The 14,986-nt window shown below is 35.3% G+C and carries 19 protein-coding genes and 2 tRNA genes; 4 read left to right on the top strand and 17 right to left on the bottom strand.

Annotated elements, in window-relative coordinates; genetic code table 11:
- Positions 1–157 precede the first annotated feature (157 nt).
- The 8 genes from KYG33_RS10315 to KYG33_RS10280 all read right to left on the bottom strand — a co-directional run bounded on the left by KYG33_RS10315 (position 158) and on the right by KYG33_RS10280 (position 6,250).
- Positions 158–598, bottom strand: coding sequence for a GNAT family N-acetyltransferase (locus KYG33_RS10315; RefSeq protein WP_077419165.1), 441 nt, complete (start codon positions 596–598; stop codon positions 158–160).
- A 139-nt stretch (positions 599–737) separates the two neighbouring features.
- Positions 738–1,244 carry a hypothetical protein gene (locus tag KYG33_RS10310; RefSeq protein WP_219073189.1) on the bottom strand — a complete coding sequence of 169 codons (507 nt, stop codon included), beginning with the start codon at positions 1,242–1,244 and terminating at the stop codon, positions 738–740.
- 13 nt (positions 1,245–1,257) lie between these two features.
- Positions 1,258–1,779, bottom strand: coding sequence for a 3'-5' exoribonuclease (locus KYG33_RS10305; RefSeq protein WP_219073188.1), 522 nt, complete (start codon positions 1,777–1,779; stop codon positions 1,258–1,260).
- 205 nt (positions 1,780–1,984) lie between these two features.
- On the bottom strand, positions 1,985–3,184 hold the full coding sequence (gene tyrS / locus KYG33_RS10300; RefSeq protein ID WP_219073187.1) for a tyrosine--tRNA ligase: 1,200 nt from the start codon (positions 3,182–3,184) through the stop codon (positions 1,985–1,987).
- 466 nt (positions 3,185–3,650) lie between these two features.
- Entirely contained in the window at positions 3,651–4,250 is a 600-nt protein-coding gene (locus tag KYG33_RS10295) for an NAD(P)H-dependent oxidoreductase (RefSeq protein ID WP_219073186.1), read from the bottom strand.
- 75 nt (positions 4,251–4,325) lie between these two features.
- The gene (locus KYG33_RS10290) at positions 4,326–5,144 is read right to left on the bottom strand and encodes a helix-turn-helix domain-containing protein (protein WP_180564473.1); all 819 of its coding nucleotides are present in this window, start codon (positions 5,142–5,144) and stop codon (positions 4,326–4,328) included.
- Positions 5,145–5,154: 10 nt separating this feature from the next.
- Positions 5,155–5,652 carry a GNAT family N-acetyltransferase gene (locus KYG33_RS10285; protein WP_077419170.1) on the bottom strand — a complete coding sequence of 166 codons (498 nt, stop codon included), beginning with the start codon at positions 5,650–5,652 and terminating at the stop codon, positions 5,155–5,157.
- Positions 5,630–6,250 (bottom strand): TetR/AcrR family transcriptional regulator, encoded by a 621-nt coding sequence (locus KYG33_RS10280; protein WP_180564471.1) that lies wholly within the window; start codon positions 6,248–6,250, stop codon positions 5,630–5,632. Before KYG33_RS10280 ends, KYG33_RS10285 begins: the two co-directional genes overlap by 23 nt.
- 100 nt (positions 6,251–6,350) lie before the next feature.
- On the opposite strand from KYG33_RS10280, the gene KYG33_RS22490 reads away from it, so the two are divergent.
- Complete coding sequence (locus tag KYG33_RS22490) at positions 6,351–6,485, top strand: hypothetical protein (protein WP_257468984.1); 135 nt, start codon at positions 6,351–6,353, stop codon at positions 6,483–6,485.
- Positions 6,485–6,844: a hypothetical protein gene (locus KYG33_RS10275; protein WP_219073185.1), complete on the top strand. Its 360-nt coding sequence runs from the start codon at positions 6,485–6,487 to the stop codon at positions 6,842–6,844. The genes KYG33_RS22490 and KYG33_RS10275 overlap by 1 nt, the downstream gene beginning before the upstream one ends.
- 266 nt (positions 6,845–7,110) lie before the next feature.
- Here the strand turns inward: KYG33_RS10275 and KYG33_RS10270 are convergent, their stop codons facing one another.
- Positions 7,111–7,731, bottom strand: a complete 621-nt coding sequence (locus KYG33_RS10270) for a hypothetical protein (protein WP_219073184.1) — start codon at positions 7,729–7,731, stop codon at positions 7,111–7,113.
- A 96-nt stretch (positions 7,732–7,827) separates the two neighbouring features.
- On the bottom strand, positions 7,828–8,208 hold the full coding sequence (locus tag KYG33_RS10265) for a VOC family protein (RefSeq protein ID WP_219073183.1): 381 nt from the start codon (positions 8,206–8,208) through the stop codon (positions 7,828–7,830).
- A gap of 188 nt (positions 8,209–8,396) precedes the next feature.
- On the opposite strand from KYG33_RS10265, the gene KYG33_RS10260 reads away from it, so the two are divergent.
- Both KYG33_RS10260 and KYG33_RS10255 read left to right on the top strand, forming a co-directional pair.
- Positions 8,397–8,960: a TetR/AcrR family transcriptional regulator gene (locus KYG33_RS10260; RefSeq protein WP_219073182.1), complete on the top strand. Its 564-nt coding sequence runs from the start codon at positions 8,397–8,399 to the stop codon at positions 8,958–8,960.
- Between the two features lie 41 nt (positions 8,961–9,001).
- The gene (locus KYG33_RS10255; protein WP_219073181.1) at positions 9,002–10,408 is read left to right on the top strand and encodes an MFS transporter; all 1,407 of its coding nucleotides are present in this window, start codon (positions 9,002–9,004) and stop codon (positions 10,406–10,408) included.
- A 12-nt stretch (positions 10,409–10,420) separates the two neighbouring features.
- On the opposite strand, the gene KYG33_RS10250 is transcribed toward KYG33_RS10255, so the two are convergent.
- The 7 genes from KYG33_RS10250 to KYG33_RS10220 all read right to left on the bottom strand — a co-directional run bounded on the left by KYG33_RS10250 (position 10,421) and on the right by KYG33_RS10220 (position 14,949).
- Positions 10,421–11,524: a serine hydrolase domain-containing protein gene (locus KYG33_RS10250; protein ID WP_219073180.1), complete on the bottom strand. Its 1,104-nt coding sequence runs from the start codon at positions 11,522–11,524 to the stop codon at positions 10,421–10,423.
- 261 nt (positions 11,525–11,785) lie between these two features.
- Complete coding sequence (locus KYG33_RS10245) at positions 11,786–12,517, bottom strand: class I SAM-dependent methyltransferase (RefSeq protein ID WP_077419177.1); 732 nt, start codon at positions 12,515–12,517, stop codon at positions 11,786–11,788.
- A 249-nt stretch (positions 12,518–12,766) separates the two neighbouring features.
- Positions 12,767–12,967 carry a YqaE/Pmp3 family membrane protein gene (locus KYG33_RS10240; protein ID WP_077419178.1) on the bottom strand — a complete coding sequence of 67 codons (201 nt, stop codon included), beginning with the start codon at positions 12,965–12,967 and terminating at the stop codon, positions 12,767–12,769.
- A gap of 27 nt (positions 12,968–12,994) precedes the next feature.
- Complete coding sequence (locus KYG33_RS10235) at positions 12,995–13,378, bottom strand: tetratricopeptide repeat protein (RefSeq protein WP_180564467.1); 384 nt, start codon at positions 13,376–13,378, stop codon at positions 12,995–12,997.
- 97 nt (positions 13,379–13,475) lie between these two features.
- Positions 13,476–13,548, bottom strand: a tRNA-Lys gene (locus KYG33_RS10230).
- A gap of 4 nt (positions 13,549–13,552) precedes the next feature.
- Positions 13,553–13,627: transfer RNA gene (locus KYG33_RS10225), tRNA-Lys, on the bottom strand.
- 11 nt (positions 13,628–13,638) lie between these two features.
- Positions 13,639–14,949, bottom strand: coding sequence for a hypothetical protein (locus tag KYG33_RS10220; RefSeq protein ID WP_077419180.1), 1,311 nt, complete (start codon positions 14,947–14,949; stop codon positions 13,639–13,641).
- Positions 14,950–14,986 lie beyond the last annotated feature (37 nt).

Raw genomic sequence — 14,986 nt, 5'->3', positions numbered from 1 at the left:
GACTTGATTCAGGGAGTATCCTTCTGAATGGAATGTAGTGAAGAATCTCATATGCTGTTTATGTATGAGATTCTTCCTTCGTCAGAATGACAAAAATCAAATTATTTCATCAAAGGAAACATTCAACGGCTTTAGCCAAAATTTTAAAAAAAATTATTTACTGCCTTTCCGTTTCCATAAAATAGGAATACTCATCTTCCCCTGTAATCTTAAACCCAAGACTTATATAAAGATGCTGTGCCTTGTTGGTTTTTAAAACACTTAATGATACCGTTTTCCCGGCTAATGAAGCTTCCTCCAGAATATCTGACAAAATCTTTTTTCCAAGACCTTTACCTTGTTGGCTGGGATCAATCTGAAGTTGCAGAACCTCAATGTTGGTAAATGTTCGGTCTACTTTTAACAGTCCGACGGGTTGATTGTCTAAAAGAATAATATCAGCTTTTTCAAACTGGTACAGAACTCTTTGCAGGGTGGTATCTCTGTCGGTAGAAAGTCCTGAAGTTTCATAATGAGGATTCATGGTTTTCATTCTCAGATCAAGAAGATAATCGATGTCGTTGTCAGTAGCTTTTCGGTAAATAAGGGAAGTACTCATATTTTTTGGAATTCCAATTTTAGGCTATATCAGCATTAATAAGACTCTAAGATAAGAATTTTTGGATTTTTTTGCATCAATTCTGGATTTCATTTCTATAGATTTCCGGAAGAAAGAATAAGAATGGAGAACAGAATGACTACCGATCAAGAATTTTCTTTGTGACCCAAATTACATAATCGTTGAAGAGCAGAAAATCTTCTGAGCAGATCCTGATACCCGACTGATAATTCTTCAGCATGCTAATGGGGAAGAACTCAGTGTAATTTTCGTATTGATGCATATAGCCATAATATGCTGCAGCATTAGGAAACTCGTAAAGCCAAAAAATTCCTAAATATTGATATAATGTTTCAAAATATTCATTCCTTGCTTCCCAGGAATCATGATAAAAGAGAGGCTCAATCTGACTTCTAAAGAACAACATGATTTCCAGCATATCGTCAGGAGTAATACTGTTGATATCATTTTTGATGGTCTCCAGTATTCTATCGAAGCTGATTTTATCATTATTCAGAGCCTTTCTTCTGTCATTAATATAACCTCTGAATGTCTGGGTATGATACATTCTATGCCGTAGATCCTCATAAAGATTCACTGCCGCCTTTTCATTGTCAAACATATAAATTGAAGTATCTTTTCCCATAAGTTGATAAAGGTTATTTAAAACTTATTTTCAGTCCCATCTCTTTCTTCATGTAGAGCAGAACCTCAGCATTTCCTCTGGCATCATCTACCGGATTGTGGGTATGTTCGGTTTTACGCAGATGTTTCCATTGGGCAAAAGTATCTTTTTCCAGTCCGCAATAAAGATCAGAAAGTCTTCTCGAAGAAAAGCCAAAAGGATTCCGTCCGATAAAATGATGGAAATACCAGCAGATAAACATCCAGTCGAAACCATTATTATCACTGATGAATATCGGTCTGCCTTTAGAATGTATTTTAATCCAGTTTTCAAAAGCAAGCATTACCTTTTCCGGATCATCAAAATTCATTGTTTCTTCTCTGCTGAAACCGGAAACCGATAAAGCATCAGGGTTAAATTTTTCAGAAATAGGCTTCAGTTTTCCATAAAAAGTGGTGTCCAGTTTCTCATTCACAAGTACTGCTCCGAAGCAGACCATGGAAAAATCTCCTGGAATCGGGCCGTCTGACTCTATGTCTACCATGATGTAGCTCATTGGAAAATAGTTTTTAGAAAACGAAGATATTGAAATAAGTTGAAGGATGGAAGATGGGAGAGGGAAGCTGGAAGTTATTTTTGGACTGTAAGGAACTTCTGTATTTTTTAATTTTAACTTCTGTTTAAAAAATATTCCTATCAAAAAACTTTATAAGTTCATCGTCTTTCAAAAACTTCCCTCTTCCAGCTCCCATCTTCTCGCTTTATATCAGCTCAAAAAAGCCCCTTTTCCCGATCTTTATTTTGGTTTGAGGGATCAGTTCCATTTCTTCATTAGAGTCCGTTATTTTACTGTTATTGATTTGAATTCCTCCATTCTCAATCAGTCTCCGGATCGCCGATTTGCTGAGGTCACTTTTAAGCTGATGGCAAAGTTCCACAAGAGATACTTTATTTTGGCTGTTCTTCAAAGAACCTATAGAAACAGGCTCATACGCTTTCTCTTCAAAATTTTTATTCTGAAACTGATTGATAAAGAATTGTTCCGCATTTTCTGCTGAAGCAACGTCATGGTATTGACTGATGATATTTTTGGCAATGAGTTTTTTAATATTCATAGGATTTTCGCCTTCTGCCATTCTTGAAACAAGAATCGTTTTTTCTTCCACTGAAAAATCTGTGGCCAGGTTGATAAACTCCTCAATCAAAGCATCGGGAATCGACATCGTTTTTCCGAACATTTCATTCGGCCCATCTGTCAGGCTGATAATATTGTTCAGGGATTTGCTCATTTTTTCCTTTCCGTCCAGACCTCTCAGCAATGGCATACACATGACGATCTGTGCAGGCATTCCGTGCACCTCCTGAAGCTGTCTTCCCATGGTACAGTTGAAAAGCTGATCTGTACCACCCATTTCGATGTCACACTCAATTTTTACAGAATCAAACCCCTGAAGAATTGGGTATACAAGTTCATGCATGGCAATAGGAGTGTTTTCTGTAAATCTTTTATTAAAATCATTGCGGTGCATCAATTGAGCAACAGTTACTTTTGATAACAGCTGGATAACCTCTGAAAAGTCAAGCGCATCCAACCAGTCAGAATTAAACACAATCTTTGTCTTCTGAACATCAATGACCTTGGAAAGTTGATTGATATACGTCTGGGCATTATGCTGTACTTCTTCAGCACTTAAAGGTTTTCGGGCTTTATTTTTCCCTGTAGGATCACCAATTCTTGCTGTAAAGCTTCCTACCACTATAATGATCTGATGTCCCAGGTCCTGAAATTGTTTCAGCTTTTTTAATACTACTGCATGTCCCAGATGCAGATCCGGAGCAGTAGGATCAAACCCCAGCTTGATAGATAGTTTTCTCTTTTCCTCTTTGGCTTGTGTAAGTTTTTCTTCCAGCCCATTTTCAGGCAGAATGATAGCCACATTTTCTTGTAATAAATGGATCATGTTGAATAGTTTTAAAATGAGAAAACCCGGACAGGTACTGTCCGGGCTCTATATATACGTTAGATTATTTTATTGAATTACAGATATAGAAAGTCTTCCCGAACGATAGCTCGGAGCATAATATTCACTGAAGAATGGAAGACGTAGTATACTGTTTAAATGTTTCATAATGTTGTCATTATACAGGAATTTCCTGAAGATCCAATATTTAAACCATTAAGACGTATTGCAGGGTTATAACAAGATTTGTTTTTAAGAAAAAACTTAACCATCCATCTATCTTAATGGCTTAAAATAATGGTTCAAAACAATTTTACTTGCGGTTTTTGAAGCTAATTTCATGCCATAAATCTCTTAAAAGCAAAATACAGGATAAAGATGTGAAAACTGTTTTTTATTATTTTCTTTGTCAGTTTATAGGTGTTGATTAATAAAGAGTTAATGGCTTGTTTAACAGTGTTTATTTTTATGAATTATTAATAATTAAGGCATATTCAGAATATAAGTTTTTAATTTGCTCTTTCCAGATCTCAAGATTTTCTGAAGTCGCTTTATCTGCTTTATCAAAAAATAAATGTCTGATGATTTCCAGCCCGGAGTAGATAAAAATTCCGTTATCAGAAGTTAAAGCAAGTGCTTTATCCATACCTGTTTTTTCATATTCTTCATGAGATTTTCCATGGGTATTGATAATCACGGTTTTTTTACCAGTCAGAAGCCCTTTCTGTATACCATGATCATAGCGGTAGGCAAAACCATAACTGAAAACACGGTCTATATAGCCTTTCATCATTGCAGGAAGACCTGTCCACCATATAGGATAAATAAAAGTAATCTGTTCTGCCCATGAAATATACTCCTGCTCAATTCTTATATCATCTGATATTTTTCCCATGCGTTGTCCCTGCATATCAGACAAAGAAAGTACAGGATCAAAAACTATGGTATAAAGATCCCTCACAATAAATTCCTCGTTCCGGGACTGAAGGATTTCAACAACCGTATTTAAAAGATTGTGATTTAAACTGTTCTCATTAGGATGTGCATAAATTATTAAATGTCTCATTGTTTTTCTTGTTAAGATTAATGAGACAAAAGTATCAGGATGTACTTTTCAAAAATTGTAAGAAAACGAAACGTGCTATTTAGACTTTGGATTACAGATTTCCTGCTGAAATTTTAAATACTGAGCAGGCGAGATGTTCATAAAATGTTTGAAATCATGAATAAGCTGGCTTTGATCATAATAACCGCATTCATCAATGATAGTAAACCATTTCACTTTATTCTGCTTTCCGGTTTCCTCTTCAATGATTTTTACAGCTTTTAAAAAACGGCTATAGCGGTTAAGTTCTTTCAGAGAATATCCAAATTGCTCTTTCTGTTTGCGCTGAATATTTCTTTCAGTCTGCTGAGTTTGTTCTGCAATCACTTTAACTGGATTTAAGAGGTTATTCTCAAAACAGCTCAAGAGCTTGCTGGTAGTATCCTGATGCTGAAGATAAGGTCTGCAGAATTCAATAATATGATTCACTTGTTCTGTAGTTGAATCTAGCTTTTTCAGCTTATACCAAAGATCGGTAAAGCAATTTTCCTCCAGCAGTTCATCTGGATGCCTTACCGATTGTTCAATAGGTACTTTTCCAAAAAATCTGAAAAAAGCATCATCTTTAAAATTGGCTACAAGAATAGAACATCCTGCCGGAAGCGTATATTCAAAAGATTGCCTCACGGGACCAAATATCATACATTTATCAACACCAATAATTGTCTTTTCCCGGGTAGACATCGTGGCACTTTCTCCAAAGCAGAATAGCAAAATAGTCTGGTATGTTGGTAAAAGAGTTTTTGTAACCGAGATATCAGAAATATTTTCAGCAAAATAAAAATGAGTAAATACGTTTTCGAATTCCTGAGGAACTGAAATCCTAAACTCATTGTATTCCCGTGGTAATTTCATAATTCAGAAATTAAGAGATGAGGTTTTTTTCCATCTTATAATTGATAAGGGCAATTCCTTTTACATGAACAGTCTGCTCTTCAATCACATGAAAACCAATTTTCTCAAAAAATGGCCTGGCGGTTTTGCTTACATCCGCTGTGAGCAGTCTCTCATCTTGTTGCAGAGCTTCTTTTTCAATTTCATGGTAAAGCATCGCTGCTATTCCTTTCTGTTGATAATTTTTGTGTACAAAAAACAGATCAATATAGTTTCCCTTATCGAGTGTACAGAAACCAACAATCTGCTTTCTGTTTTCAGCAATTAAAACATATTGGCTGCTGATCACATTCATCCATCTTTCCTCGTTCTCAGCACCTGATTTCCATGCTTCGAGCTGTAGGGGATTATAGTCTTTTTTGCATACCTCATCTATAGTAGCTGTAAAAAGCTCCAGCATTTCAGGGAGATCTTTCCTGATCCCTTTTCTGATCGTAATGCTTTGACTATTGGATGTACTGCTGTTCATAAAGCTTTTGCTGTTCTTTATTAAGAAGTGGATAAAAAAGATTCATCTGCAGAAGTGTATAATGCTGTATTGCTTCTTTATGACTGAGTTTTAAGATAAGTCTGTTATGGGTAAGCCAGTTATCTGCAATAATGAAAATCTGTTCAATGAGACAATCTAAGATAAAATGAGGCACATCTTTCTGAACAATATTACTCTTTTGAAGATCTGAAAAGATAAGCTGGAATTCTTCTTTTCTACTGAAATTGATCCCTTCATACCTGGATTCTATTTCAGGAATCTGGTTGAGGATATCTATAAAATTGACAAATATAAAACGGTAAGAATAAAATATTTCACAGATAGAATAGGTAAACTGATAAAGATCTTCAAGGCTTTTATTCTCTATTTTTTTCATTTGGCTCAGCAGTTCATCCATTTTCAGGATAAGCTCTGAGAAAAGAATTTTAATAATGTCTTCTGAGTGCCTGAAATGATAATGCAGATTGCCTGCACTGATATTGAGTTCAGCTGCAATATGCCTTGTGGTAATATTGTTATATCCCTTGTCATTAAATAACTCCAGCGCTTTAGACAGAATTTTATCCTTGGTCTTCATAGCTCAAAGATAAGAATATAAGAATGGATATAAATCATATTTTTAAAATTAGAACAATTGTTCTAATTTAATATATTTGCAGTATAAAAATCATAGGATAATGGAAGGTAAACCAAAATTCAATTATGAATCAGCAGAAAGTACTGAAAAAGAAAACAAAACAGATCCTCAGGAGGTTATATCCAAAATACTGCAGGTACTTCTTGGGATAATAATGGCAGTACTTCACATGTGATGAAAAAAAGAATTTCATATTGGTTTCTGCTGGGACTGGCAGTCTGGGGAACAATTATTTTACTGAGACGAAACGGAATTTATATTCCCTTTATCAATGATTATGTTACAGATGGTATTACTGTTCCGATGTATTGTTATCTGATAGACTTTACGATGAATTCTATCTTAGGCTATCAATGGAAACCAGATTTGAAATTTGTATTGACGTCAGTACTTTATCTGTCTTTTTTGTTTGAAGTGATCTGCCCGAAACTATCTGAACACTTTACCGGAGATATTTTTGATGTATTTGCTTATTTTGCCGGAGGAATGATATATTATTTTGTTACCGTAAAGAATTTGGCTGTAAGTAAATAAGAAAACCAGCAGTTCTACATCGTAAAGGAGGCTGCTGGCTGTGGTATAGTTTTTATCCTGATTTAATAATTCTTCCTAATCGTGGTTACTGTTTTTCTCAACAGTTTTCTTTCGATTATGTATACAAGACAACTATTGAATCCGGAATGTTACATGAGCAGGATAATATTTTTTAAACTAATAAATTTTAAATAAGGATAAAGAAATTCATTCCAATCATAATGAAAGGGTCATCAAAACAGCTAAAAACGAATGAAAGATTTTTATTACTGCTCGAGTTTAATAATAGAACCTTTGTAAAATTTAGTCTGATCATACAGATCAGCAAAATGATGTTGAAGGTCCGGAATGATTTTTCCGTCAAATTCTTTTGAACCACATTGGTTTTCTGCCAGAAGATATAAAGACTGATTGTCTGGTTTCAGGTACTCACAAAGCATATTATTCTGATGCTGGTTTTTATTGATGATTTCTGTGAGAAATATTCCGTAGATCAGAAATTGATTGAAATTTTTGGAGTCCACAATATAATTCATGTCCTGTTTCAGCAGTTTTTCATAGTCTGAAAGAATCTGAAGGAAATTTTCGGCATGAATGGTCGTAGGTATTTCATAAAAAAGATCAATACCATTGATGTAAAGCTGCGTTTTAGCTTCCTCATGATCTGAAGAATACATATTACTAAACCATTGAAAAATAAGCAGAAGTTCCTCCTGAGTAAGCTCTTCAACAGAATCCTTTACCTTGTTTTTAATATTCTCAAGCGTGTCTTTTGCATCAGATGGCAGGAATTTTAGAATATTTTCCTCTTCACGGTCGAGCTTATTGTACAAATTAATTTTGGCAATAGTTGGGTTGGTTTTGATGAAATAAAGTTCTTCCGCCATAGGTATTTACCAAATAATCTTTTAAAAATGGTTATTGAAAGATACAAAATATGCCTCAATCTTATTTAAAAAAATAATATGCAGAGAATGGTATAACTATTTTACCGTTTCATGGAGTGCAATTCTGTTTCCTTCTGAGTCTTCAAATTCTGCTACAGCAAAGCCAAACTTTTCGTCTGTTTTCTTGGGATAAAGAACAGAACCTCCATGTTGTACAGCCTTTTCCAGGGTATGGTCTATACTCTCTGTTTTAAAATAGATAATGACACCGCTTTTGGAAGGTTTGTAGACATCTCCTTTAGCCAAAGCTCCTGTAATACCACTGTTTTTTTCTTCAAAAGGAAACAAAGCCATCTCATAACGGTCAATAATTTCTTTCTCAAAACTAAAGTTAAAGACAGCAGAATAGAACTTTTCAGCACGTTCCAGATCATGCACAGGAATTTCAAAATACACAACAGGATTGGTCGATTTCATATTTTTTTCAGGGGTTAGATTTCTGTGATTGACTGCACGATACAGCGATTAACAAAAGTAATAAGAAAAATGAAAACTGTGATTTCATGACAGTGAGAATTTCTTTAATCTAAAATAAAGCTTTTATATGTATTTAAAAAATAGATAGACTTATCTATTTTTTGTGTAGATTTGTAAAAATTTTCACGATGAAAAAAGAAAAAGTACGCGATAGGATTATCAGGGTTGCTTCAGATTTATTTTATAAACAAGGGTACAATTCTACAGGAATCAACCAGATTATTGCTGAAGCTGACATTGCTATCGGCTCACTGTATAATCACTTTTCATCTAAAAATGATCTTCTTCAGGCATATCTCATCAAAGAAGAATTAAGCTGGTTTGAAGGATTTGAAAACAGTACATCCAAAATCTCGGAGCCCAAAGAAAAACTTCTGGCACTCATTGACTATAGGAAGAAACTGCAGCAGACCTCTAAGTTTGCAGGATGTCATTTTATAAAAATAGTTTCTGAAATAGGGGAAGAAAACCCTTCTGTCTCGGGTTTTGCCAAACAACATAAAGAAAAACAGAAAGATCTGATAAAAGCACTCGTAACAGAATATGGAGCCCAGGGACAACTTAGTGATATCGATTTAACAGCAGAAAATATTTTCCTGTTAATAGAAGGAGCGGTCGTAACATCTACAATCAGCAAACAAAATGATTCTTTTGATCAGGTGAAAAAAATTGTTCAGGGTTTACTACCCTAATTTTTTTTTAAATATTAAAAAATAGATATATCTATATAAAAATGAAACATAAATATTTGAAATTATTGGTGATACTCTTTGGTCTGTTGTTGACGATCATGGATATTTTTATTATTAATGTGTCTATACCTTCAGTACAGCGTGACCTTCATGCTTCCAACGGAGAAATGCAGTTTATGATTGCGGCTTACCTTATCGGATTTGCTTCTTTTCTGATTACAGGAGGTCGATTGGGTGACCTATACGGAAGAAAAAAGATCTATATCATTGGATTAATAGCTTTTATGGTGAGTTCTATTGCTTGCGGAATTTCTATAGGAGCAGAACAACTGGTCATTTCGAGATTTGTACAAGGGATAAGTGCAGCAATGATGGCTCCTCAGGTCCTTTCGATGATTCAGATTTTATTTCCTGTTCACCATGAACGTACAAAAGCGATGGGATGGTACGGGATTACTATTGGAATAGGAACCATTCTAGGTCAGTTTCTCGGGGGATACTTTTCATCTCTTACAATCATGGAAGAACCCTGGAGACTTATTTTTCTGATGAATATTCCTATATGTCTTCCGGCGGTTTTCATGAGTCTGAAATTATTGAATGAATCTAAAATTTCAGTAAAGCAATTTCTCAATATGGGTGGAGTTGCAATACTTTCTGTAGGATTGTTCTGTGCTGCTTATGCCCTGACAATGTCTGAGCATGAAGGATTTCATTTTAAAAACGCTTTGTTGATGGTTATTTCAGCCGGAATTATTTTTGGTTTTATAAAAAATCAAAAGAAGAGAATACAAAACGAACGCTCTTATCTGATTGATTTTGAATTGTTCCGTTATAAAAATTTCAATCTGGGTATTGTGGCAGTTTCCTTCTTTTTCATTATGTTGGATTCCTATTTTTATATTCTGTCGCTTTTTTTTCAGGATGGATTAAAGATCAGTCCGTTAGAAGCCGGAGAAATTATTGTTTTTCAAGGGCTTGGATTTATACTCGCATCCGCTGTTTCTGTAAAATTGATTTTGAGATATGGAAAAAAAGCCCTGATTGCAGGGCTCAGTTTTATTATTGTTATTCTTATTCTTCAGCTGTTTTTATTCAGAATACAGATCGGTTTTCCTGTTTTATGGCTGCTGTTATTTTTACATGGGCTGGGAGTAGGGTCAATCATTCCTTCGCTGGCCAATATTGCCTTGTCAGGAATGCCTGAAAAACTGATTGGAAATGCATCTGGGGTTTATAACACCTTCCAGCAGATTGCTGCCATCATTGGAATTGTTGCTGTAGGAAGTATTTTCTATTATTTTCTGGGAACAAAACCCGCAGTACAAAATTATCACAATGCATTCACAATTGCCGTACTGATCAATATTCTCTGTCTGATTTTTGTGATTGTCTCTGTTTTTAGAGTTCCCAATCATGTTCTCCCTGAAATGAGGTGTAAAAAATAACCAGGACTCCTTTTATGGCTTTTTTGATGAGGTTTTTATTTCGCTCAATGTTGCATTCGCAATATTTCTGGTAACCTCAGTCGGGGAGTGGCAGTCGCAGTTGCTGAATCCTATCACATAAATATCTTCACCGGGAATATAAATACCCATGCTTTTAAATCCAAATACACTTCCACCATGTTCCCGGTCAGGAGTTCCATTGATATCTTTCAGATGCCATCCATATCCGTAGGTAAATTCTTCACCATTGTTCAGTTTATATTTCTGAAACGCTTTTTGGGTTTCTGCCGGATTCAGCAGCGTATTCTTAAGTAAAGCCTGCTGCCATTTCAGCATATCATCTACAGTAGACATCAATGAGCCGGAAGAAAAAGGAACACTGAAACTGATGACCGTTTTATTTACAAATCCCTGTTCTTTTTTGTGATAGCCATAAGCTCTTTGAGGGATCACTTTTCTGTCCGAAGCATAGTAAGAATGAGACATTCCTGCTTTATCGAAAATATTTTTCTTAATGAAATCTTCATAAGAAGTTCCGGAAACCAATTCAATAATATGGCCTAAAACTACGTATCCGGAATTGTTGTAATCAAACTTTTCTCCGGGAGCAAAATCTACAGTTTCATTCTTGAAAAAATTGACCATTTCTTCAGGTTTCATCTCTTTTTGGGCAATAGAAGAAATGGATTTCATTTTGGTGAAATCTTTAATTCCTGATGTGTGGGTCAGAAGATGATGAATGGTAATTTTGTCTCCATTAGGATAATCTTTAAGGTATTTGGAAACAGGATCATTGATCGTAAGTTTGCCTTGTTGTTCCAGCATCAGGATAGCCACAGCGGTAAACTGTTTAGTCATAGATCCGATCTGGAAAACATTCTCCGGAGTCATATTGACGTTGAGTTCAAGGTTGGCTTTTCCAAATGCTTTCCGGTAGAGATTCTTTCCGTTTTGAGTAATCAGGAAAACACCGCCAGGCTCATTTTCATTCCCAAATTCTGTCTGGATAATACTGTCAATTTTCTTTTCATATCCTTTTGTATGGATTTGGGCATCAGCTGCATTGCTGACAAACAGAAGCAATATCAAAAAGGAAATTAGTTTTTTAATAATCATATTTTTATACTTTGTTATGCAAAGATATAATTATTTATTATTACTATGTTATACAATATAGTAATTTGTTTTTTCATTTTTAAAATTGATTTCATCTAAAAACAGTTAACGATCTTCAGACTTAAGATTATAAAAAAGTTGATTATTCAGGCGAGATTTTGTTTTTTTGCCGTCTTTGTCTATACATTTTAATCACTTACGAATCTTTCGAAAATCAGGTGATTCCATGCAGGGAAAATTATCCGTCTGCCAGTTTAAAAGCTATTTTTCAACAGAGATTAACAACATCATCGGTCTGCGGAGTTCTTCTTTCATCTCCGGGATTTCTTTCAACATCTCCTGACCTGGTTCCGGTTCAATAACTTCTTTGATTTTGAAGCCGTGTTTTAATAGTGTATTTAAATAAGAAGTTAAAGTACGATGGTATTTGATCACATTTTCTCCTAAAAAAGTAGTGTTTCTTTTTCCTTCTAAAAAATAACGGTCTACAGGCCAACAGGTTTTTTCGCCGTTTTTATCATACACCCAGTCCTGGCCGCCTTCAGCAGTGAAAACAGGATGCTCCACTGAAAAGACAAAAGATCCCCCGGGACTCAACCAATTGTAAATATGCTGAGCAATAGTATCAAATGATTCTACATAATGTAATGTGAGTGAACTCAATATGATATCAAATTTTTCAGCAGGATAATCAACATCTTCCAGAGCTTTTCTTTCATATTGAATTCCTTCCAGATTATTGATTTCCTGAGCTTTGGCCAGCATTCTTTCCGAAAGATCAATTCCGATCACAGATTCTGCACCATTTTCCATTGCATACCGGCAGTGCCATCCAAAACCGCAGCCAAGGTCAAGAATATTCTTTCCCTGAAAATCAGGCAGCATCTTTTTTAAGGTGTGCCATTCTCCGGCTCCTTCCAATCCTATCTGTGAGCGGAGCATTTTTTCGTACTGGTCAAAAAATGATGGATTGTCGTATTTATTTTCTTTCATAGCTTCAAAAAATGAGGTTCTTTAATTAAAATCATTTTGACTTTTTTATTATCCATGTCAAGGTTCAAAACCTTGACATGGAATATTGCTGTTCTTTTTGATGTTAAACTAATACGTTTCAGACTTTGAAAATATTTCAGTCAAAGGAATTTTAGTTCCAGTAATTTCTCCGGTGAGAATAGGGCCTATGTAAATTTACGACAATTATATCAGAATCTCAATGTATTGTCTGTATTGGGAATTGAAAAGTTACTTTTGATTTTTGCGAAACGCTTTAATCAGTTTGTCATTGCGTTTATCTGCTCTTTCATTGTTTAAAGAAAGAACAGCCCAAATGGCGGCAGGAAGCCATCCGATCAGCGTAATCTGTAAAATCAGACAGATAATTCCGGTGAGAACTTTTCCACGGATAATGAAGGATAAGAAAGGAAGTAATATGGCTAGTAACATAGTTTTAAATTTTAATTGAACATACTTTTAACGGGATTGAGGATCAAAATACGCTTTAAAAGTAAGCGGATCTTCAATTTTATCTTCAGCTTCTTCAAGATATTCCAAATATTCTTCCTGATGCTTTTCCATATAAACGAGTACAATAGCCAGGTTTACAAATAGGTTTTTGTCTTTAGAACCTAATTCTAAAGCCGTCTTTAAATACTCCAGCGCTTTTTCATTTTCTCCCATATCGGAATACACAGCACCAATATCAATTAAAGCCGGTGTGTTTTCAGGTTCAATCAGTAAAATTTCATCCAGTTCTTTGATCAGCAGGTCATTTAAAGTATCCCAATGGTCTTCATTTTCCCATCTTTTAGCCTGAAGTTTTTTTACGTTTTCTAATCTTTGGGGTATAGTACTCATTATTTAAAATTACAGAATGGATGTTTGCTTATGCTGTACAAATTTAGCTTCTTAGAACAGAAAGTTTCGTATTCCTGTTCATTATTGTATTAATTCGGTCTGATAACAGGGCTCGAACCTGTGTCCTCCCGGTCCAAGAGCCGGGTGCTCTGCCACTGAGCTATATCAGATATCAGGATAGGTGCAGGGCTCGAACCTGCGTCAACCCGGGTGAAGAGCCAGGTGCTCTGCCACTGAGCTAACCTATCCTTTTATTTTTCTCATATTTTTCCTGAAAAATATTTATTCTGTCTTAAGACTTTCGCAAGAAACGGATTTGAAACCATCACCCCATGCACCAGTTCAGGGGTAGGTCTGAATGGGCTTACTCCATGAATTCTCGGAGCAATCCATCCTGATTTTTCAGGATCTATGCCAGCCTCCTTACAGGCATTGACAATAATTTCCTTATTGCAGAAAACTCTTTCCTGAAAAACCTCCCATGGCAAAGGTACATTATTCCAGACTTCTGTATTGGGATCGATCTTGCCGCCAGTAGATAAATGCCATGCGATCACATCGGCTGCCATCAGGCGCATTACTTTTCCAAAACAAAGATCTTCAAGAATAGAATCCAGCCCTAAAGCATAAATCAGGTTCATCCAATTATCTCTGGCTTTATTCCAGGCTCCGGCTGTATTATTCCAGGTGGTGGAATCATTTCCTTTTTTGACAGCCATGGTTTTCCTGTAAATATCATTTTCGTACCAAAGCATCTCCAGAAATCCTGAAATTTCTTCGAGAATAACGGTCCATTTTCCTAATAAATTTCCTTTCTGTTCGTCTGTCAGATGCTGTAAAACTTCCCGGGAAGAGTAGATATAGGAAATAGCTGACCAATTTGTTCCTTCCGAATTTTGTTTGCATCGGTTGAAAAGCATGTCGCATATCTCATCAAAAGGTCTGTCCTGGCTTTGATTGGTAAAGGTGCTTCTCAGATTGCTGCGTGCATTAAAATAAGCGATAAAGCAGGCTGTATTCAGATCAGCAGAGAAATCTTCAAAACTGATCGTATGGGAAAGTCCGTGTTTGGAAATTTTCTGAAATTCAATCTTTTTTGATTCGTGAATAAATTTCTGAAGCCTGATTTCAATCCTTTTCAGAAGCCTCCATTTTTTATTATAATTCCGTTTGGAAATATCCATTCCGGCGAGCTTTCTCAAATCTTTATTAAGACGGTCTTTTCTGAAATCATTTTGTCCAACATCTTTATGAATAAGGGAAGAAACTTCTTTCAGAAAAGCTTCAATTTCATCCACATTATTATATCCCGAGTTTTCTTTTTCACTGATTTTAAAAATTTCAACCGCTTTTTTGATTTGTTTTCCTGCACCGATGGCAACTCCAAAAGTTTCAAGCATTGAGGTGTACCCATAGAAACTGTTTTTCAGGGAATGGTTGGCTGCTTTACTTAAAATAGCATGTTCATGAATTTTAAGATCGCTTTTTATTATATCAACAATCATTTCCGCAACATCTTCAGGACGTTTGCGTTCATCTAAGGTTTTATAAAGCTGTTGGATTGGTGTCATAAAGACAAATTTATAAGATATTTTATGTAAAGGATCT

The sequence above is a fragment of the Chryseobacterium sp. D764 genome, from assembly GCF_019317325.1.
Taxonomy (GTDB): Bacteria; Bacteroidota; Bacteroidia; order Flavobacteriales; family Weeksellaceae; genus Chryseobacterium.
The sequence above is the reverse complement of the archived record's forward strand: the minus strand, read 5'-3'. Positions and strand labels throughout refer to the sequence as shown.